We start from the raw sequence: 20,593 nt of genomic DNA on the forward strand, positions 1-20,593 counted from the left end.
GTTAACAGCTAAAGCATTGTTCCAGAAATTCTTTTAACACCAATTTCGTATTGATCAACCGTTGAAGGCTTTATGCTTTGTCTTGATAAGGTAGTTAACTGATTTTGAACATCTGTAACAGGTTGATTGGTATTTACTGTTCCAAATTGATCTGAAGTATATCCGGCATTTGCTGCGAAAGAATTTGTATAAGTTGCAAATACTGAAAGGTTTTCATTGGGAGCATACACCAAACCAACTTTCGGAGAAAACGCATTGTCAGACGTTGAAGAATTAGCTACTTCAATTTTATCATTTAATGTAAAGCGGGTTGTCAGCGTAGGCATATTTTCTATATAAGACCATCTTAGCCCTGCTATCACTTTTAATTGTTTTGTTAAACTGATAAAATCCTGTGCATAGATCCCGATTCTTCTTGTATTGATTCTGTTTCTTGTACTAAGAGTAGAATTTGGCATATCAATACTTCCCCATGTTGAAGGATCATCTAGATACAGAAGATTTTTTGGTGCTGTAAGAGTATAAGCATATGCATCTGCCTGGCTGTAATCAGCATCTGCACCAATTAAAACTTTGTGGTTGATTTTTCCTGTATTGAACTCTCCGTTGATGTTAACTTGTGCTGAAGTATAATTTTGTTCGTTATAAGTTTTGCCAAAAGGTCTTTTCCAGGATAATCTGTTAGGATCTACAGTGGCATCTTTGGTGTCATATATCCATTGCACTCTTTCAGAAGAAAAATAATCTTTCGTATAGTTTTGGTAAGAAGCAATCGCATTTAAAGACCATCTTTCGTTAAATTGATGATTAAAAGTTACATTCGTAGAAGCTTGCTGTACATTTTGATATTGCCAATCAGTTCCGAAGAAAGTGTTTCTTGAAGTGGCATCATTCAATCTGTAGCTTTGGTCTTTTTCAGTAATAGACCCAAGCCCGAAATCGGGAGTGAAATTAGTTTTAAGGTAATCCGCTTCCACAATCAATTGTGATTTTGGACTTAAATTGAAAAGGAATGAAGGATTGAAATAATACTTCTCTGATTCTACAACATCTCTGAAGCTTTCTGCATGCTCATAGGCTCCGTTTACTCTGAAAGCAATATTTTTAGATAATGGGCCATAAATATCAACCGTTGGTTTATAAGAATTCCAGCTTCCTCCATTCAGACCGATGCTTCCACCAAAATTGAATTTAGGTTTTTTTGTAATCATATTGATAACACCACCAGCTGCAGTATTACCAAAAAGCATGGCATTCGCCCCCTTTAAAACTTCTACTCTTTCCAGACCGCTTACTTCAGGGAAGACACCGCTGTTCACTCTTGAACCGTTTTTAAAAATATTATCATTTCCTAAAATGAAGCCACGGCCACCAAAGCTATCCTGAGAATTTCCTCTGGATGAAGTGATATACAATCCATTGACATTCTGAAGAACATCACTCAACTGTTTTGCCTGCTGCTGCTCAATAATTTCGTGCGTAACAATAGCAATTGGCTGTGGATTTTCCATTACCGTCAGATTTGACTTTGTCGATAATGGCCTTGCCTGGTTGGGATTTCCTGTTTTATGAAGATTGATATCCTCAATGGTTTGAGTTCTGATAGTGTCTGCTTCAGCGTTTTTCAGCTGTGAACTTGCCGAAACAGCGATAAATAGAAGACCTAAAGAAAGTAATTGTCTTTTCATTTTATTTTTATGTAGAACAGTTTTAAATAAGCCGCAAATGTAAGTATTTGTTTAGAATAGATAAAAATAATTTTATGATTTAAATCATGTTTTTTTAGCGCTCATGAGATGGATTATTTCTATACCCTTTTTAGATCAGGGAATAGAGAATTTTTTATGAATATATTTGTTAAAAATTATAATATGCAATTGGTAAAAGCAGGGCTTTGTGCCTTTGGAATGAGTGGAAAAGTTTTCCATGCACCTTTTTTAAAGGAGCATCCGGGATTTTTATTTCTGCGGTGGTAGAAAGAAGTAAGGAAGAGTCGAAGGAGAAGTATCCGGAAGCAACAATTTACCGTTCTGTGGAAGAAATGCTTCAGCAGGCAGATATAGAACTGGTGATTATCAATACTCCCGTTCAGACCCATTATGAGTATGCCAAAAAAGCGTTGGATGCGGGCAAAAACATTATTGTGGAAAAGCCTTTTACAGTAAATGTTTCTGAAGCGGAAGAACTGGTAAAGCTGGCTGAAGAAAAGGATTGTTCCTGAGCGTATATCAAAACAGAAGGTTTGACCGTGATTTTTTACAGGTTCAAAAAGTGTTGGATGAAGGAAAATTAGGAAACATTAAAGAGGTTGAGATCCGTTTTGACAGGTTCCGTACCACTCCCAGCGGAAAACAGCATAAAGAAAGCCCTGATCAGCTGGGAGCTGGATCGCTTCATGATCTGGGAGCACATCTTGTAGATCAGGCTGTACAGTATTTTGGATATCCTGAAAAACTTTTTGCAGATGTATTTTCTATGAAAGGAAAAGAATTTGCCAATGATTATTTTGAGATCCTTTTATTCTACAAAAACGATCTGAGAATAAGACTGAAATCTTCTGTTTTCAGTAAAGAAGGTCATTATGCATACACCATTCATGGAGACAAAGGGAGCTTTCTGCAGGAAAGAACCGATAATCAGGAAAATGAACTGGTAGCAGGCGCTGTTCCAACATATGGAAAGGAATGGACACAGCCTTTGAATGCACCGGACGGAATTTTAAACTACCTGAATGCTGATTCTGAAACAGAAAGAATTCTTACCTCAAGTACAGCGGGAAATTATATGGATTATTACCAGAAGATTTATGAACATATGGTGTTCGGATATGACTTGCCATCTCCGGGAAAAGAAGTTATTCAGAATATGAAAATTATTGATGCTTCCCTGGAAAGCGCAAAAGAAGAAAGAATAATCAAATTATAAATGATGAATGAGTTCAAAGAGTTTGAGAGTCGGAGGGTTTGGGAGTGAGAATTTCTATTCCGATTACTTTAAACACTGTACCTTGAACCTTTGAACTCATTCATTATTCTTAAAGCAGTTCCTGAAGCTCCAGCCATCTCATCTCATGGTTCTCCAGTTTTTCTGAAACGGTTTCCAGTTCTGAAGAAAGTTTGGCTATTTTCTCATAATCTGCTTCGTTATTGAGCTGATCCAGAATTTTAGTACGCTGTTCTTCCAGTTCAGGCATTTCTTTTTCAATAGTTTCCAGCTCCCTCTGCTCTTTGAAAGTTAATTTTCGTTTTGTATTGGAAGGTCCGGTATTTTCCACTGTGGAAACAGTTTCTTTAACTGGCTCAGGCTTTGCAGCCATATTTTTTCTAATGCTTCTTCACGGCTTCTGGCTTCTCTGTATTCTGAGAAATTTCCTACAAAATCCCTGATTTTCCCATTTCCTTCAAATGCCAGAACATGATCTACAATTCTGTCCATGAAATATCTGTCGTGGGAAACAATAATCAAAGATCCCTGAAACTGCTGAAGGAAGTTTTCCAGAACCGTTAATGTCGGAAGGTCAAGATCATTCGTAGGCTCATCAAAAATCAGGAAGTTAGGATTCTGATACAAAATATACATCAGGTGGAGTCTTCTTTTTCACCTCCTGAAAGCTTTGAAATCGGGGAATATTGAGTCTGGTCATCAAATAAGAACAATCTCAGGAACTGTGATGCAGATAAGCTTTTACCATTGGCTAAAGGATAAAACTCTGCAATTTCCCTGATGAAATCAATCACGCGCTCATCCTCTTTATAGGTAAGGCCTTTTTGTGAAAAATAACCGAAAGAAATTGTTTCACCTGTTTCAATTTCTCCTTTATCAGCTTTTTCATACCCCTGAATAATATTAAGCAAGGTAGATTTTCCGGCGCCGTTTTTTCCAACGATTCCTACTTTTTCTCCCCGTTGAAACTGATAGCTGAAATCTTTTAAAAGAACTTTAGGACCAAAGCTTTTATCAATATGCTTGAGTTCAAGAATTTTATTTCCTAAACGTTTCATTTCAAAATCCAGTTCCAGCCCGTCTTTTCTGGTATCTGTTTTGGCTACCTTTTCAGTTTCGTAGAATGCATCAATTCTGCTTTTTGATTTTGTAGTTCTGGCTTTTGGCTGTCTTCGCATCCATTCCAGCTCCTTTCTGTAAAGGTTGTTGGCCTTATCAATCGTGGCATTAAGATTCTCCTCACGAATCATCTTGTTTTCAAGATAAGTGGCATACGAGCCGTTGTGAACATAAAGATTCTGATCTTCCATCTCCCAGATAATATCACAGACGCTGTCCAGGAAGTATCGGTCGTGCGTTACAAGCAATAAGGTTATTTTTGCTTTGTTCAGGTAATTTTCAAGCCATTCTACCATGTCCACATCAAGGTGGTTGGTAGGTTCGTCCATGATAAGGAGTGTATGTCTGTGCTCAGCTCTTGTCTCTGTTAAGAGTTTAGCCAAAGCTACACGTTTGATCTGCCCTCCGGAAAGGGTTCCCATTTTGGCATCCAGATCGGTAATTTTGAGCTGCGAAAGAATCTGTTTCATTTCATTCTCCAGATCCCAGGCCTTATGAACTTCCATATCAGCCAATGCCTTTTCAATAAAATCATTATCTGTGGAATGGAGTGATTGATGATAATTCTTAAGCGCCAGAATAGGCTCTGAATCGAGGGTCATCATAAATTCCTCAATGCTGAGATTAGGGTCATAATCGATTTCCTGGTCAAATAATACCACCTGGATATCTTTATTAATGATCGCAGTTCCGCTGTCTGCAATTTCTTTACCCATTAATATTTTCAGAAGGGTAGATTTTCCACTTCCGTTTTTGGCAACAATAGCTATTTTATCTCCCTCATTGATATGAAAAGAAATGTTTTTAAACAAAACCTTGATGCCGTAAGATTTGGTAAGATTTTCTACAGAAACGTAATTCATTGGGAATTAATGGTTTGATTTTAATTTTGAATTGAACCGCAAAAATACGAAAATGTACCTGAAATTTTCTGCAACCTCTTTTATAAATCAATATTTATAATTTTTTAATAAACCTGAGGGAAGTACTGAAAAAACTATTCAGTAAATTTGATTGGCTGCAATGTAAATAGTTCGTAAAAAATAATAATACAAAATCTGATTGAAGTAATGAAAAAAGTAATTGTCGACATGGATGGGGTAATGGCAGATGTGTATCATCAGTTGGTGCAATTTGAAAAGAGAGATACCGGAAGAGAAGTTAATATCAGTGATTTAGTGGGAAGGCCGGAAATAGAAGCTTTTCCAAATGGCAAAAAACACGTTAATGAAGTGGGCTTTTTCAGAACTTTACCGGTAATGAAGGGCAGCCGTGAAGCAATGGAGTACCTGAACAATAAATATGAACTTTATATTGTGTCGGCCGGAATGGAATTTCCCAACAGCTTAAGAGAAGTATGACTGGCTCGCAGAACATTTTCCATTCATTACATGGGAACAGATTGTCCTTTGCGGAAGTAAGAAAGTGGTTTCCGGTGATGTCATGATTGATGATTATCCTAAAAACCTGGACCATTTTTCTGGTCAGAGATTAATCTTCACCCAGCCTCATAATGAGCTGATCGAAAATAAAACTTACAAAAGGGTTCACTCCTGGGAAGAAATTATGAATATCCTTTAAATCTGGGGGAAATTATTTTCAGAGTTATGGTGGAAATTCCGGAAATTTTTAAAATAATTTTAACTAAAGACAGAATAAATTTAATAAAGTATTGGGAGTTCAGAATGTTGAAAATAAATAAGTTTGCGTCAAACTTTTAACATGAAAATAATCCATACCTTATTTTCCTTATTCCTTTTATTGCTCTTAAAGCACAGGTTATTTCCGGAACTGTGATGGCTAAAAATGAAAATCAGCCGATTCCCTATGTGAAAGTTGGGATAGAAAAAACTTCAACAGGTACAATTTCTGATGAAAAAGGAAATTTTTCAATTGATCTTTCCAGTGCTGATCCCCAGCAGACCGTAAAAATAGAGGTGCCCGGCTATGATCTTTACCAGGAAACCGTTCAGAGTTTTAAACAACATCATCAGCAAAAAATATTCTTAACAGAAAAAACCAGAAATATTAAAGAGGTTACTATTAAGCCGAAAAAACTGATAGATAAAAACTGGGGTGTCAATACCAAAACAAAAAATGTTATCTATTCAGTCAATCCCGAATTTGATAAAACGAGTTTTCTTGGAGAAACAGCCTTGGAATTCAATGCTAAAAAAAGATCAAAAATTAAAAATATCAATCTGAATATTGCCAGTTATGTCTCTGCACAGCCTGTTTTGATGAGATATAGTATTTATAGTGAAAAAAACGGTTTTCCGGACAAGAATATTCTTGAAGAGGAAATTACAGTTGAGCTCACTGAAGATATGATCAAAGACGGAACATACACACTGGATGTGAACAATCGTAATATTTGGGTGCAGGGGAAATTCTTTATTGGCATACAGTTTTTAAAAGCTTTTGACGGCAGGATTAAAATTAGTGCGGCATTGTTCAGAACAGGGTTTATAAGAGAGTTTTATGGTGACTGGCAGAAAATGACCATTGCCGCACCAGCCATTAATATTGATGTGAAGATGGATAAAAACGGCAGCGATCATCAGAATGAAAATGATTAATGCTGATGCACCTGAACAGCTGAAGACAACTGCCAGTAGATTCATACGTTATTTTCTTCCTAATCAAGGGTCAGTCTTTGTAACGACCACGAGCTGCCATTGTAAATATCGAGGTCCACTTTTGCATTGATGCCGTGTACAATTCCGTTTTCTGTAAATTGCCAAAAGTCCCACTGGTCATCAGGAGAGGGAGAGGGAACATCGTTATAATTAGCCAGCCATAGGGGATAACCGTCAAATTCACCTTTCAGAAAATCTTTATAGTAATGGTAGTAAGTGTAGATAATGGGCTTTTCGCCATAGGCGTCTTCTATAATTTTACACCACACCTTCAGATCTTCAACCAGCTTTTTGTTGGTTTTACGTTTTGGGATTTTTTCAATATCAAGAATCGGAGGGAGGTCTCCGCTTTCAAGCTTTACATTCTCTAAAAAATTATTGGCCTGGATCACAGGATCTTCATCAGCCCTGTAAAAGTGATAAGCTCCACGGATAAGATCATGCTTTTTAGCGCTTTCCCAAAACTCATCAAAATGCTTGTCGGCACTTCGGTTTCCCATCGTTGCACGCATCACTACAAACTCCAATGGAATGGTTTTATTTCCAATACTGAGGCTGTCCCATTTGATATCTTCTTTGTTCTGATAGTGGGAAACATCAAAACCATAGGTTTTATCAAGGTTGCTGGCTAAGATTCTCTGGATTCTTGCTGCTTCCTTTTCACTGTTATGAAGTTTTTATGCTTAAATTTATTAAAGTACAGGGCATAATAATAAGTAACGGTCTGTCTTAAATAAAAACCGGTTCCTATCAATGCTATCATTAGTATTGCCAGTATCACCCACCTCCGGAAAAATACTTCTTCCGACGGGATTTGTGGACTCGTTTGGCAGTTTTTTTGGTGTACTTTCTCGGTGTCATAAAGTTTTGCAAAACTAACTTTTTCACTGCTAAATGCTAAATAAAATCAGTAAATTTGTGTATTATGGAAACACGCGAAAAAATCATCATTATAGGAGGAGGATTTGCGGGGCTGCAGCTTGCAAAAACATTGAATAACAAGAACAAAAAAGTCATTGTTCTGGACCGGATGAACCATCATATGTTTCAGCCGCTTTTTTATCAGGTAGCCTCAGGAAGGATAGAACCTTCCAATATTTCTTTTCCTTTCAGAAAGATTTTCAGCAGTCCAGAAACACACAGTTCCGTATGACAGAGGTTAAAGAAATAGACCCTGCCAACAATAAAGTCATTACCGACGAAGCAGAATTTACTTACGATAAACTCATCATTGCAACGGGTTGTAAAACTAATTTTTTCGGGAACAAAGAACTGGAAGGTAAAGCTTTCGGAATGAAAAATACCCAGGAAGCCATCAGTATCAGAAACCATGTTCTGATGACTTTTGAAAAACTGATTATTGAAAAAGCCGAAGTGATGATGGTAACTGGAACATTGTTATTGTGGGAAGCGGCCCTACTGGAGTAGAACTGGCCGGAGCTTTTGCCGAAATGAAAAAAGATATCCTTCCAAGAGATTATCCTTATATGAATTTTGATCATCTGAAGATTATCCTGGTAAGCTCCACGGAAAAGCCGCTTGCAGTAATGAGCAGTGAGGCGCAGGAAAAATCTGAAAAATACCTTAAAGATCTTGGAGTCACTTTTCTGAGCGGGGAAGTGGTAACAGATTATGACGGTGATAAAGTGCATCTCAGAAGCGGTAAGGAAATTCCATCCAATAATGTGATCTGGGCAGCAGGCGTTACGGGAAATGTAGTAGGCGGTTTTCCAGAGGAAAAATTAGTACGGAACAGATATATTGTAGACCGGTATAATAAAATAAAAGGTTACGATAACATATATGCTATCGGGGATATTGCCTACATGGAAACACCGAAATATCCTCAGGGGCACCCTCAGGTAGCGAACGTGGCCATTAATCAGGCAAAAAATTTAGGTAAAAATTTATTAAAGAAAAATCAGGGAGAATGGAAAGAATATGAGTATGATGATAAAGGCTCCCTGGCAACTATTGGAAAGCACAGAGCCGTTGTTGATCTGCCTTTTATAAAATTTCAGGGATTTCTGGCCTGGTATTTCTGGATGTTTCTCCATTTAATGCTAATTTTGAGCGTTCGAAATAAGCTGGCCATATTCTTCAACTGGATGTGGAGCTATATCAACAAAGATTCTTCTTTAAGATTAATTATTATACCGACTAAGAAAAACGGAACATTACAATGAGAATTGATATAATAAGCGTACTTCCGGAATTGATGGAAAGTCCTTTCAAAACATCTATTTTGAAAAGAGCTATGGATAAAGGGCTGGTGGAAGTGCATTTTCATCATTTGAGAGACTGGGCTACCAATAAACACAGACAGATTGATGATGAGCCTTACGGAGGCGGAGCGGGAATGGTTATGATGGTTGAGCCATTGGATAAATGTATTTCTGAGCTGAAATCTCAGAGAAATTATGACGAGGTAATTTATCTGACACCGGATGGTGTTACTTTGAACCAGAAAATTGCCAATACGCTTTCCATTAAAGAGAATCTGATCTTTCTCTGCGGACATTATAAAGGAATAGACCAGAGAGTGAGAGATCTTCATATTACCAAAGAGATCTCCATTGGAGATTATGTACTTACCGGAGGAGAACTTGCCGCCTGCGTACTTGCAGATTCGGTGATCAGGCTGCTTCCCGGAGTTTTAAATGATGAGCAAAGTGCTTTGACAGACAGTTTTCAGGATGACCTTCTTTCACCGCCAATTTATACACGGCCTGAGAGCTATAAAGGCCTGGATGTTCCCAAAATCCTCTTAAGCGGTAATTTCGGGAAAATTGAAGAGTGGCGCCATGATGAAGCGGTAAGAATTACCAAAGAAAAACGGCCTGATTTGCTGTAAACGATCACCAGGATTTACCAATTCTTATTTATGTATTAATTCCATTTGTTAAAAATAAATGGAATAATATTTGTTATAAGTTTGATAAGTGCGAAAAATATTAATATTTCTAGTTTTAAATTAAAATTTTATTTCCATTATTCCTGATTTTATATATTGTCTCAATTTTGATTAATGTATAAAAACTCTTCAATAATTGAAAAATTAATTTGTTATAGCTGATTTTATTGATATTTTTTAGTATATTTGGATTGTTTTTTATTGGAAATTGATTTGCCTGTTCGAGAGTAAATCAAAGAAGATTTGAAAAAAAATAATAAATTTACATTGTATAGAAAAAGAACATAATAATTAAAAGTATAGAAATTAGTGTAGATGGAGCTGTTCTCTTTTTATAATGTTGAAAATTTATTTTTGCCCGATCCGAAACCTGTCCATAAATTAGATCCTACCCGGTCAGGATTAAGGAATTGGGATGAAAAGAGATATAGAAATAAACTTTTTCAAAATCTCTCACGTATTTCAGCTTATGAAGGAGGATAATGGTGTATTGCCATTTGTAATAGGATTGTCTGAAGTTTCCGGAAGGAAAGTTTTGGAAGATCTTGTGGAAATGGAGCCCTTTAATTCAGAATATGGAATTGTACATTATAATTCCATGGATGAAAGAAAAGTGGATGTGGCCATGTTATATGATAAAAATAAGGTAGAGGTAATAGATTCAGAAACCATTACTTTCTTTTTGAAATAGTAAATAAAAACACAGAAAATTACGACACAACAAGAGACGTACTTTTTTCAAAAATTAAATATAAAGGGGAAATCATTAATGTCTTTATCGCGCATCTTCCCTCAAAACGCGAAAAAGATATCAATAAACCTAAAAGAGCCTTTATATTGAATGAAGTCCGGCAACGGATTATGAAAATAGTGGATGCTGATAAAGAGCATGTCATATTTTGTGGTGATTTTAATGAAAACCCGGATGATGAAAATTTAGTACAGATTCTCTATGACAATGAGCATGAGAAGGTATTAGTGAACCCTTTTCAGCAATTGTTTTCTACAAGAAATTATTCTACTTTTCATTATAAATCTGGATTGCTGTATGATCAGATCATTATGTCAAGATCTCTTCTTGATAATAAGACACTGGCTTTTCAGGATGCCCATGTATTTAATTCTGAAAAAATCCGCAGCCGGACCAGGAATTTTGAAGGACGGCCTTTCCGAACTTATGCCGGTACAAGGTACTTAGGAGGATACAGCGATCACTTTCCGGTTTTTGTAAAATTTAAAAATTTACAGTAAAAAACATAAATAATAAAAAAGTAGAAAATGAAAAATTCGAGCAACACAAGCTATCATTTGGATTCTATTGACAAGGAAATTATCTACATGCTGATGGATAATGCTAAAACTTCTTTAGCCCACATTTCAAAAAATGTCGGAATTTCCACCACTGCAGTGCATCAAAGAATCAAAAAACTCGAACATGCAGGAGTTATTGAAAATTCAATTTCGTTCCTTAATCCTAAAAAAATAGGATATAAGGTGATTTCCTACATTGGTGTATTTTTGGATCAGCCAAGCCATTATCCGGATGTGGTAAAGTCTTTGCATGATATCAACGAAGTGGTGGAAGCCCACTATACTACAGGAAACTATACCATATTCCTGAAAGTTCTTTGTAAAGACAATGACCACTTAATGCAGATTCTTAATAAACTTCAAAAGCTGAAGGGAGTAACAAGAACAGAAACTTTTATATCTTTGGAACAAGGTATTTACAGACAATTGAAAGTATAACGATATGAACATAGCTCAATATTTGGATTCAACTTACCTGAAAACACCAGAACAATCAGGTATTTCCCACGAAGAAACACTTCAAAAAGATAAGCAACTTGCACAGGAAGCCATAGATAATGGAATTTTTGCCGTGATGATTCGTCCGGATTATGTGTCTGAGATTAAAAAATATATCCAGGAAAGAGATTCAAATGTTGCAGTAGGAACTGTAATAGGCTTTCATGAAGGTACCTATTCTATTGACGAGAAGCTTGAAGAAGCTTCAAAAGCAATAGCAGATGGAGCTGACGAACTTGATTTTGTGATTAATTATACTGCATATCTGCAGGGGAATATACAACTGGTAAAAGATGAATTTGTACAATGTACAAAATTAGCCCTTGAGCATCATAAAGTTGCAAAATGGATTATTGAAATTGCAGCTTTGACCGATGCACAAATTGCAGATCTTACTAAAAATATTTCTGTCTGGGCAGAAGAAAACTTCTCTGAAAACGAACTGTCGAAAATTTTTGTAAAATCATCAACAGGATTCTATCAGACTACTGAAGGAAGACCAAACGGAGCTACTTTTGAAGGAATAGCCATTATGCTCAATAACGCAGGAAACTTCCCGTAAAAGCAGCAGGAGGAGTAAGAACTCCTGAAGATGCTGAGAAAATGATCAATATGGGAGTAAAGAGGATCGGGACATCCTCAGCATTGGCATTAATTAAAAACGAATCTTCATCAGAAGGATATTAGTAGATATTTCTAAATAATAAAAAACCATCAGTTTGCTGATGGTTTTTATTTTTATAGCTGTGCCTGATATTCTTCGTAGAATTGCTGGGTCTCTTTGATCAAACTGTCCATTTCTTCCATGGTGAAAACTTCCAGGAATTTTTTCTGAATTCCTTGAAATGAGGAATGCCTCTGAAATAGTTGCTGTAGTGCTGTCTCATTTCTACCAATCCTAATCTTTCTCCCTTCCATTCAGCACTCCATTCTGCATGTTGACGAACCGCTAATAATCTGTCTGAAATTGTTGGCTCAGGTAAGTGTTCACCCGTTTTAAAGAAATGCTTGATTTCATTAAATATCCATGGATATCCAATGGCAGCACGTCCGATCATGATACCGTCGCATGCATACTTTTGCTTGTATTCCAATGCTTTTTCAGCAGAGTCTATATCACCATTTCCGAAAATCGGTATCTCAATATTCGGATTTTGTTTGATTCTTGAAATGTGTTCCCAGTCTGCCTCACCCTTATACATCTGGGCGCGTGTTCTGGCATGTATCGTAAGGGCTTTGATTCCTGTTTCCTGCAGGCGTTCTGCCACTTCATCAATATTAATGCTGGTGCTGTCCCATCCTAAACGGGTCTTTACTGTTACCGGCAGATGAGTAGAGCTTACCACCGCTTTTGTAAGACGAACCATCAGGTCGATATCTTTCAAAACACCGGCTCCCGCTCCTTTGCAAACTACTTTTTTACAGGGCATCCGAAATTAATATCTACAAGATCCGGATTTACCGTTTCAACAATTCTTGCAGACATGGCCATAGCTTCTTCATCTCCACCAAAAATCTGTATTCCGACCGGTCTTTCATAATCGAAAATATCAAGCTTTTACGGCTCTTGATAGCGTCACGAATCAATCCTTCGGAAGAAATAAATTCCGAATACATTAAATCTGCGCCATGCATTTTACACAAACGTCTGAACGGAGGATCACTTACGTCTTCCATCGGAGCCAGCAAAAGTGGAAATTCCGGCAGTTCTATGTTGCCTATTTTTATCATGGTGCAAATTTACGAAATTCTTAAAAAACAAAATTTTAATAAGTAAGATGTGGTACTGCGTTTTACTTGTATTGTTTTATTTAAGGGATTTTATGATATATTGTTTGAATTTTATTGAATATATTTAACTTATTGTCAATATTTATTGAAATTTATTGATAATTATTTTTTATATTTAGTATAATAAAAATTAATGTCATGAGAAAAATTCTATTTTGTTTGATGGCAATTTTGGTTTCATCAACTTTTTATTCACAAGTCAATATTTCTGCTACGGCAGGAACCACTACAGGAACTTATACTACGTTAAAAGGAGCATTTGATGCTATTAACGCAGGAACACATCAGGGCGCCATTACAATCAGTATTACAGGCAATACAACAGAAACAGCAACTGCCAGTCTGAATGCCAGCGGAGGAACAGCAAGTTATACTTCCATTGCAATAAAGCCTGCAGCAGGAGTTACGGCTACTATTTCCGGTGATATTGCCAGTGCGCCTTTAGTAAGAATACAGGGTAGTAATATTACCCTGGATGGAAGCAATGCCGCTTCAGGAACCACAAGAGATCTTACCCTTACCAATACTTCTGTTACGGCACCGCAGGTACTTACATTTATAGCGGCTTCAGCAGCAGTTGCCAATACGAATATTACGGTTAAAAACCTGAATATAGTAAACGGTATCAATACCTCTTCTGCTTTTATAATGTATGATGGAGCTGCAACTCCTACAGGGGCTTCTTTAATAATGTGACAATCCAGAATAATTCTGTGAAGAAAGCTTACATAGGAATTTATCTACTTGCTGCAACAGCTGCAGGTAACGGAGGTAACACTCTGGTGACAGGAAATGATTTGAGTGCTACCGGAACAGATGCCGTTCGTCTTTGTGGAATTTATGTACAGGGAGCAGACGGAGTAACTGTAAGCAATAATACAATTGGCAATTTTGAAACTACGAATGCTGAGATCAAGAGAGGCGTGTGGTTTGCAACTGCAACCGTAAATTCTTCCATTACTTCCAATACCATTACCAATCTTGGTTATACAGGGACTGGTGCCGGAGGAGCTTCCGGGATAACGATAACCTCTGGTAATACAGGTGCTTCTGCTGTTGCCAATATTAATGTAAGCGGAAATACGATTTCCAATTTTACTTCCAGTGGTACGGGAAGTCTTTTTGCCGGAATTTATGCAGGAGGTACTTTGACATCCGGTATGACCATCAATAACAATAAAATAAACGGGATCAAAAATACCAATATATCAGGATATGGAGCCCAGGGTATTTATCTTGCAACAACAAGCCTTACTTCCAATACATTAGTTTCCAATAATGTTGTGAGCGGTGTGGCGGGGTATGGATATGCAACAACCGGGGGGTAAATGACAACGGAAACGGAATTGTTATTGCTTCAGGAGGCGGATATAAGCTTTATTACAATACTGTGGTAATGAACGTCAGCCAGACTGTAGCAGGGAGACCGTCTGCTTTAAATATTACAAATGGAGTAACCGGTGCGGGAGGTATTGATGTGAGAAATAATATTTTTGTCAATACCCAAACTCAGGCTGGAGACAGATACGCTATTTACGCCGGAGCCGCCAGCAGTGTTTTCTCTACCATTAACTATAACAATTTCTATTCTACCGGTACGAATCTTGGCTATATAGGAGGGGCAGCAAAAGCGACACTTGCAGATATCCAGGCAGGATTCGGTGGAAATGTAAACTCACTGAATATACTGCCAGTATTTGTATCAGCAACTGATTTCCATTTATCTGCTACAGGGAATACAGCGCTTGACAATAAAGGAACTCCCGTTGCTGAAGTAACATTGGATGCTGATGGCAATACAAGGAATACGCTAACACCGGATCTTGGAAGTTTTGAATTTACAGCAACTGTATTAGCAGTGAATGAAGCTGCGAAAAAGAACACGGTAAATATCTATCCAAACCCTGTTACAGATTACCTTTATATCAATAATGACAGCAGAATCAAAGATGTTGAAGTGTATAATGTTTCAGGACAAAGAATTCTTAATGAAACAATTAATGCTGAAAAAGGCTCTGTTGATATGAGACGGGCCCCTGCAGGTATTTACATTCTAAAAGTGAATGCAGAAAAAGGATCACAGTCCCTGAAAATTATTAAAAAATAATATTGAGCTTATTACAATAAATAATCCCTGATAGTGATATCGGGGATTTTTATTTTGAAAATCATCATTACTATTAGAAGCTCGCTTTTACCTGCATACTTCCGATATGAATGGTGCGGTCACCGGAATTTCTTCCCTCATAATTAAGATTCAGCTGGATAAATGAGTTGATAGCCTGCTGAATAAATACGCTCCATACCTGGTTTTTCCAGGCTTCAGACCATCCAGCATCTGGTTCCCTACAATACTGAAATTATTCCCTGTAAAATTGTTGCTGATGAATGAGAAGTTTCCGCGGATGGAAGTCTTTCTGCGTTCCCATTGGATGGTTCCCGTGACATCAAAAGCTTTGAGAAGCTCTTCTCCGTCCAACCTCTGTTTCTGTCGGAAAGCAGATGATAATTCAGCCTGAATGGCGTCTGTGAACTTATAAGTTGCCTTAGGCTTGGTTTCAAAATTATTCAGACGGTAATCCCTCGTTGTAAATAACTGTGAAGAGTTTTTGATATCGTGAACCGAGTTTTCCCAGTCTACCCTGAATTCTTTATTGAACCAATATCCAATATTCAGGAAATGAGAAGTTTGCTCGCGTTCTTCATTACTGAAATTGGCATTGATGAGATTGTCGTTGGTAATAAACCTGTAATTTCCGTTCCAGCCTGATTTATCGGTTGGATTAAACTGTACGGAAGCAAGAATATTCTGATTTTTAAGAATCTGGTCACTGTTCTTCTCAAAAGGATTCAGAACAAGAACCTTATCCTTTTTATAGAAAGAGTTTTGGGAATTTAATGAAATATTGAAATTCCATCGCTTTAAAAATCCGTTTTCTGAATTAAAAACAATGGCGGGATTCACAAATAACGCAAGCTGTAATTTATTTTTATTGGATGGCAGGTATCTCACAGAATTTGTGTACACCCGGATGTACTGTGCAAGATCGGAATATTCGGCAATTTCAAATTCGTCCAGCTGCTGAACGCCATCTCCGTTGTAATCTGTCCATTTATAGACACCCTGTCCGTCAGTCACTTTAATGTATTGGAATTCCCTCTGTGCTTCCTGCCCGTTTCCAAGTTCATAGAAAGCCTGAAGACGCATCCCGTTTCTGAAAAGCTGCTGATTGTATAAGATGTTTCCGACCACGAAATCATTATTTCGGGTTACTTCACCTTCTGCACCCGAGTAAAAAAATTTCCGGTAATGAATTAAAGCATTTAAAGTAGTTCTTTCCGTTTTGATGATCTGACTTTCGGCCATGATCCCCAGAATATTGTTCATATTCTGAAGTCTGTTGTCACGCACCGAGTCATTATCCCTCATGTATACTTTTGTCAATAATTTGGTTCTGGTACTGTCTCCGATTTTCTTTTGCAGAAAGATTTCCTTCCAGCTGAAGCTCGTGACATCCATAAGCTGGGTGTCATTGTATTTCTTCTCATTATGCTCCATGCTTCCACCAATGGCCCAGCTGCCTTTCTTACCGGTAAACTCCGTTGAAACCCCACCACGGATGAATTTAGTATCCTGAAGGGTAGCATTGGTGCTCAGATACGATAAATTTCCCTTGGTGAAAAATTTTCCTGTGATCCATCCGAAATCCAGGTCATTTTTAATCCCTTTGTAAGAATCCTGTTCATTCAGATAATTGATACGGTAATTTAATGTAGACTTATTATTCCATTTATTCAGGAAGCTGAAAATAAATCTGTTTTGGGTTCTGTTATTGAATTCCTGTGTAAGGTTGAAATCCCTGGAGAATTCCACATCATTGATCCGGTCAAGGATATGAAACTGCCTGTCTATGTATTGATATTCAAAGCTAGGTGTTCCTTTCCATGTATTTTTTGTAAAACTTTTATTCCCGAAAATACGCCATGCGTATCCTATATTCTGATCAGAATCTTTTGACGAAAATAAATTGACATCATAATTACTCAGGGAAATATCAGCTCCTATTTTACCCTCATTCAGCAAGTATTCGGAATTCACAGAGTATACCTGTGATTTCTGGGGAGAAGGAAGTTTTCTTACGGCTCTGTAATCTCCGGCGTTAGGTCCTACATATTGAAAAACACGTCCGTTATTTGTGGTTTGTGCAATTTTATAATCTCCCAGATTAGCTCCGAAATAGGTGAAAGAAACCTGATAAAGCGTTAAGCTTGAATCAGTAGAGTATTCATAGAAATTTCCGGCAGGGTTTAGTTTGTATAAAATTTTATTGACATCATATTCGGTAACCACTCCTGAAGGGGCATACATCAGGTCAGGATTATTTCCTGCCTCAGCTAAAATCTGTTCGTCTTCTTTAGAAAGACTTAAAGAAAGAGGGGCATTTTTATTGTCATTTTCCATGAACCAGTTTAATCCTACCTTGAATTTTTCTCTCTGATGTTCCAGTTTTCCTGTAAACAGATATCTTGAATAATTCCTGTTGGCGTAGTTATAGGAAATTGTGATGAAATTCTGCTGGAAAATAGGACGGAAACTGGTAAAAGTAACTTCACCGGTGTTGTAGTTGATAATATAATCCTGGTTCTCACCACGCTTCATCAGGATACCATCTATGAAAACCTGTTCGGATCCGGAGATCAGGGTGATAAACTGTTCACCGTTTTTACCTGTCAGACGGTATGGTCCCTGGTTACCTTCAACCCCTGGAAACGGATCCTGTGGAATTCACTTCGGGCAACTCCGGCAGAAATATCTACCAAAGTCTTGTTTTCTTTCCCGAATTCTGTCTGGAACTGAAGTCCCATACTCCTTCTCTGGTATTTGGCAAAATAATTCTTAGCTTCTATAAGATCAAGGTGGCCAGCTCTGAGGATAGACTTTTCCTTAATATTAAGCTGCATATAGATTTTGTCAAACTCCTCTAAAGTTTGGGTATAACCATCTGCCTGAATAGGAAGATTGTGGTCTGAAATACTCGCTAAGATGGTAACGTCCTTTGATAACCGCCCTGAAATCTGGAGGTCCATGGAGCTCTGTACAGACTGCCCCTGGTTGTTACCGAAAGTAATCCCACGGATAATGGAACCTTTTGAATTAAGCTCCCCTAAAAATCTCTTTTTATCATTCTTGGCCAGTACAGCTTCATCAATAACGATCTTATTGTGTGTTCTTATAAAGTCCAGAGTGTCTTTTGCGAAGATATCCTGTTCGAGTTTTGCAGCAAGAATACTGTCTCTTTTGATGCTGTCTTCAGGGACGTTGGGATTTTTCCATGAAAATACCTGAGCATTTCCTGAAAATATGCCTAAGAAGAATAATGCAAATAGAACGATATAATTCCGCAAGCTCTGAAAAATAATTCGTAAAAATAATTAAAAAATGTTAATCGCAATAGCTTAACTATTATTAACAGTAACTTAATCTATTTATTGTATCACAAAAAAATAATGTAATTTTACGACGTAAATTATTAATTATTAAAATATTGAATTATGAAAAAGATCTTTACAGTTTTGAGTATAGTTGCTGTATCTGCTGTTGCAAATGCGCAAATTGTAATTAACGAAATCTATGGAGCAGGAGGAGGAAGTAATTCTGCTATTCTCTATAAATATGATTTTGTAGAATTAAAGAATATCGGATCAACAACTGTTACTTTAACAGGAGCCTATTTACAATATGCATCATCTGGAGGAACTTTCAATGGAGGTAATAGTAATCATGCATTGCCAAGCATTACTTTGGCCCCGGGACAAACCTATCTTCTTCAGGAAGGAAGTGCCGGTACCGCAGGAGGCGATTTGCCTACTCCTGATGCTATAGGTACTATAAATTTATCAGGAAGTGCAGGCAAACTTGCATTAACTTCTGATAGCACTGCGCCTACTTCTGCTACAAGTGCTAATGTCATTGACTTTTTAGGATACGGTACAGCGGCTAGTTATTTTGAAGGAACCGGACCTGCGCCTGCACCATCAAATACAACTTCAATTGCAAGACTTGCAGGAGATACTAATAATAACTCGGTAGATTTCACAGCAGGAACACCAACCCCTCAAAACTCAAGCAATGGTACTTTAGCCGTTCTTGATACTAAAAATGCAAAAGCATCAAACTTAGTAAAGAACTCTTTCGTTAAAAACAACGAAATCGTTTTCGGATCTGATGTAAAAGACGTAAAAGTATTCAATATGTTCGGGCAGCTTGTAAAAGAGGCTTCTGTAAAACAAAACGAAGCGGTAAGCGTTGCTGAATTGGCAAAAGGAAACTATATCATAACAGGTACGGTAAACAACAAGCCGGTTTCTCAAAAAGTTCTTAAAGACTAATTTCTTTCAGATAAAATATAAAAACAGCTGCTTCATGAAGTGGCTGTTTTTTTATATAACTATTCACTGATTTTTAGATTTTTGTATGATGTATAGTTCTTAATTTGGTGGTATTGTTTTTGATGTTTTATGATTACCTATTCTAAAAAAATAATAACGATGAAAAAAATCTTTACTCTTTTTGGACTTACATTACTAGCTTCTTTATCAAATGCCCAGATTGTGATCAACGAGATCTATGGCGGGAATGTGAACTCAGGTGCTGTATTGAAAAATAATTATATTGTCCTTAAAAATATCGGAAATACCCTGGTTTCTCTTACGGGTGCCAGTATTCAATACGCACCGGCGATAGGTCCTTTCTCCGAATATCATACATTGCCGGACCTTACGCTGGGACCTGATGAAACTTACCTGATTCAGGAATCTGCGATTGATGGAGGAGTGGAAAATCTGCCGACACCGGATTTTATTGCCACCACAATTATAAATTTTGACGGAACTCCCAATAAATCTTCCGGACTCAGAATTTCCAGTGTATCAGGAAAGGTTGCTTTGGCCGGAAATATAGTACAGGTAACAGGGCCTTCTGCATCCAATGTACTGGATTTTGTAGGATATGGAGCAAATGCAGATCAGTTTAAAGGAGATGGGCCGGCTCCTTCCCCTGCTGCTACCACTGCTATTAAAAGAAGCCTGTTAGGAAATAATGATAACAGTGCTGACTTTTCCCTTGAAGGAAGTGTAAAATCAGGATTTGTACAGAATCCTTTTATAAAAGACAGTAAAGTAGTGTTCGGAACCGAGGTGAAGGATGTGAAAGTATATGATACATTCAGGCGGGTTGTTAAAAAATCACCTACGAAGCTGGCTTCAGCACTTGATATTGCAGAGCTTCCAAAAGGAACTTATATTGTCACAGGAACCATTAACAATATTCCGATTTCACAGAAAATTATAAAAGATTAGTTTTTTAATAAAAAGAACA

11 protein-coding genes and 8 pseudogenes are annotated in these 20,593 nt (G+C 37.3%); 14 read left to right on the forward strand and 5 right to left on the reverse strand.

Annotated features, from left to right (window positions below; genetic code table 11):
• Nucleotides 1-8 precede the first annotated feature (8 nt).
• Nucleotides 9-1,688: a TonB-dependent receptor gene (locus OWR28_RS02115; protein ID WP_332385285.1), complete on the reverse strand. Its 1,680-nt coding sequence runs from the start codon at nt 1,686-1,688 to the stop codon at nt 9-11.
• Between the two features lie 183 nt (nt 1,689-1,871).
• On the opposite strand from OWR28_RS02115, the pseudogene OWR28_RS02120 reads away from it, so the two are divergent.
• Nucleotides 1,872-2,925: pseudogene (locus OWR28_RS02120) on the forward strand (Gfo/Idh/MocA family oxidoreductase).
• Between the two features lie 109 nt (nt 2,926-3,034).
• On the opposite strand, the pseudogene OWR28_RS02125 reads toward OWR28_RS02120, so the two are convergent.
• Nucleotides 3,035-4,925: pseudogene (locus OWR28_RS02125) on the reverse strand (ABC-F family ATP-binding cassette domain-containing protein).
• A 240-nt stretch (nt 4,926-5,165) separates the two neighbouring features.
• Here OWR28_RS02125 and OWR28_RS02130 point away from each other — a divergent pair.
• Nucleotides 5,166-5,643, forward strand: a pseudogene (locus OWR28_RS02130) (5' nucleotidase, NT5C type).
• Nucleotides 5,644-5,855: 212 nt separating this feature from the next.
• On the forward strand, nt 5,856-6,641 hold the full coding sequence (locus tag OWR28_RS02135) for a carboxypeptidase-like regulatory domain-containing protein (protein ID WP_332385286.1): 786 nt from the start codon (nt 5,856-5,858) through the stop codon (nt 6,639-6,641).
• Nucleotides 6,642-6,700: 59 nt separating this feature from the next.
• Here the strand turns inward: OWR28_RS02135 and OWR28_RS02140 are convergent.
• Nucleotides 6,701-7,562, reverse strand: a pseudogene (locus OWR28_RS02140) (glycoside hydrolase family 25 protein).
• 64 nt (nt 7,563-7,626) lie between these two features.
• On the opposite strand from OWR28_RS02140, the pseudogene OWR28_RS02145 reads away from it, so the two are divergent.
• The 6 genes and pseudogenes from OWR28_RS02145 to deoC all read left to right on the forward strand — a co-directional run bounded on the left by OWR28_RS02145 (nt 7,627) and on the right by deoC (nt 12,111).
• Nucleotides 7,627-8,887: pseudogene (locus tag OWR28_RS02145) on the forward strand (NAD(P)/FAD-dependent oxidoreductase).
• Complete coding sequence (gene trmD, locus OWR28_RS02150; RefSeq protein WP_332385287.1) at nt 8,884-9,555, forward strand: tRNA (guanosine(37)-N1)-methyltransferase TrmD; 672 nt, start codon at nt 8,884-8,886, stop codon at nt 9,553-9,555. The pseudogene OWR28_RS02145 and the gene trmD overlap by 4 nt, the downstream one beginning before the upstream one ends.
• 475 nt (nt 9,556-10,030) lie before the next feature.
• Nucleotides 10,031-10,306, forward strand: a complete 276-nt coding sequence (locus tag OWR28_RS02155) for an endonuclease/exonuclease/phosphatase family protein (protein ID WP_332385288.1) — start codon at nt 10,031-10,033, stop codon at nt 10,304-10,306.
• A 53-nt stretch (nt 10,307-10,359) separates the two neighbouring features.
• Nucleotides 10,360-10,866: an endonuclease/exonuclease/phosphatase family protein gene (locus OWR28_RS02160; protein WP_332385463.1), complete on the forward strand. Its 507-nt coding sequence runs from the start codon at nt 10,360-10,362 to the stop codon at nt 10,864-10,866.
• A gap of 27 nt (nt 10,867-10,893) precedes the next feature.
• Nucleotides 10,894-11,364, forward strand: coding sequence for an Lrp/AsnC ligand binding domain-containing protein (locus tag OWR28_RS02165; RefSeq protein WP_047096673.1), 471 nt, complete (start codon nt 10,894-10,896; stop codon nt 11,362-11,364).
• Between the two features lie 4 nt (nt 11,365-11,368).
• Nucleotides 11,369-12,111, forward strand: a pseudogene (gene deoC / locus OWR28_RS02170) (deoxyribose-phosphate aldolase).
• Between the two features lie 51 nt (nt 12,112-12,162).
• On the opposite strand, the pseudogene dusB reads toward deoC, so the two are convergent.
• Nucleotides 12,163-13,155, reverse strand: a pseudogene (gene dusB, locus OWR28_RS02175) (tRNA dihydrouridine synthase DusB).
• 222 nt (nt 13,156-13,377) lie between these two features.
• Between dusB and OWR28_RS02180 the strand changes: the two are divergent.
• The 3 genes from OWR28_RS02180 to OWR28_RS02190 all read left to right on the forward strand — a co-directional run bounded on the left by OWR28_RS02180 (nt 13,378) and on the right by OWR28_RS02190 (nt 15,322).
• Nucleotides 13,378-13,911 (forward strand): hypothetical protein, encoded by a 534-nt coding sequence (locus OWR28_RS02180; RefSeq protein WP_332385289.1) that lies wholly within the window; start codon nt 13,378-13,380, stop codon nt 13,909-13,911.
• A gap of 17 nt (nt 13,912-13,928) precedes the next feature.
• Nucleotides 13,929-14,543 (forward strand): hypothetical protein, encoded by a 615-nt coding sequence (locus OWR28_RS02185; RefSeq protein WP_332385290.1) that lies wholly within the window; start codon nt 13,929-13,931, stop codon nt 14,541-14,543.
• A gap of 68 nt (nt 14,544-14,611) precedes the next feature.
• The gene (locus OWR28_RS02190; RefSeq protein WP_332385291.1) at nt 14,612-15,322 is read left to right on the forward strand and encodes a T9SS type A sorting domain-containing protein; all 711 of its coding nucleotides are present in this window, start codon (nt 14,612-14,614) and stop codon (nt 15,320-15,322) included.
• Nucleotides 15,323-15,395: 73 nt separating this feature from the next.
• Here OWR28_RS02190 and OWR28_RS02195 read toward each other — a convergent pair.
• Nucleotides 15,396-18,621 (reverse strand): annotated as a pseudogene (locus OWR28_RS02195) (DUF8818 domain-containing protein).
• Between the two features lie 147 nt (nt 18,622-18,768).
• Here OWR28_RS02195 and OWR28_RS02200 point away from each other — a divergent pair.
• Nucleotides 18,769-19,605 (forward strand): lamin tail domain-containing protein, encoded by an 837-nt coding sequence (locus OWR28_RS02200; RefSeq protein ID WP_332385292.1) that lies wholly within the window; start codon nt 18,769-18,771, stop codon nt 19,603-19,605.
• A gap of 159 nt (nt 19,606-19,764) precedes the next feature.
• Nucleotides 19,765-20,574: a T9SS type A sorting domain-containing protein gene (locus OWR28_RS02205; RefSeq protein ID WP_332385293.1), complete on the forward strand. Its 810-nt coding sequence runs from the start codon at nt 19,765-19,767 to the stop codon at nt 20,572-20,574.
• Nucleotides 20,575-20,593: the final 19 nt, after the last annotated feature.

This window comes from Chryseobacterium sp. 1B4 (genome assembly GCF_036631475.1).
GTDB lineage: Bacteria > Bacteroidota > Bacteroidia > Flavobacteriales > Weeksellaceae > Chryseobacterium.

Bases quoted from the DNA above. Each gene is read 5' to 3' on its own strand.
- OWR28_RS02205 (WP_332385293.1), top strand. From the start codon at position 19,765: ATGAAAAAAATCTTTACTCTTTTTGGACTTACATTACTAGCTTCTTTA.
- OWR28_RS02165 (WP_047096673.1), top strand. From the start codon at position 10,894: ATGAAAAATTCGAGCAACACAAGCTATCATTTGGATTCTATTGACAAG.
- OWR28_RS02200 (WP_332385292.1), top strand. From the start codon at position 18,769: ATGAAAAAGATCTTTACAGTTTTGAGTATAGTTGCTGTATCTGCTGTT.
- OWR28_RS02155 (WP_332385288.1), top strand. From the start codon at position 10,031: ATGAAAAGAGATATAGAAATAAACTTTTTCAAAATCTCTCACGTATTT.
- OWR28_RS02115 (WP_332385285.1), bottom strand. From the start codon at position 1,688: ATGAAAAGACAATTACTTTCTTTAGGTCTTCTATTTATCGCTGTTTCG.
- OWR28_RS02180 (WP_332385289.1), top strand. From the start codon at position 13,378: ATGGCAATTTTGGTTTCATCAACTTTTTATTCACAAGTCAATATTTCT.
- trmD (WP_332385287.1), top strand. From the start codon at position 8,884: ATGAGAATTGATATAATAAGCGTACTTCCGGAATTGATGGAAAGTCCT.
- OWR28_RS02190 (WP_332385291.1), top strand. From the start codon at position 14,612: ATGAACGTCAGCCAGACTGTAGCAGGGAGACCGTCTGCTTTAAATATT.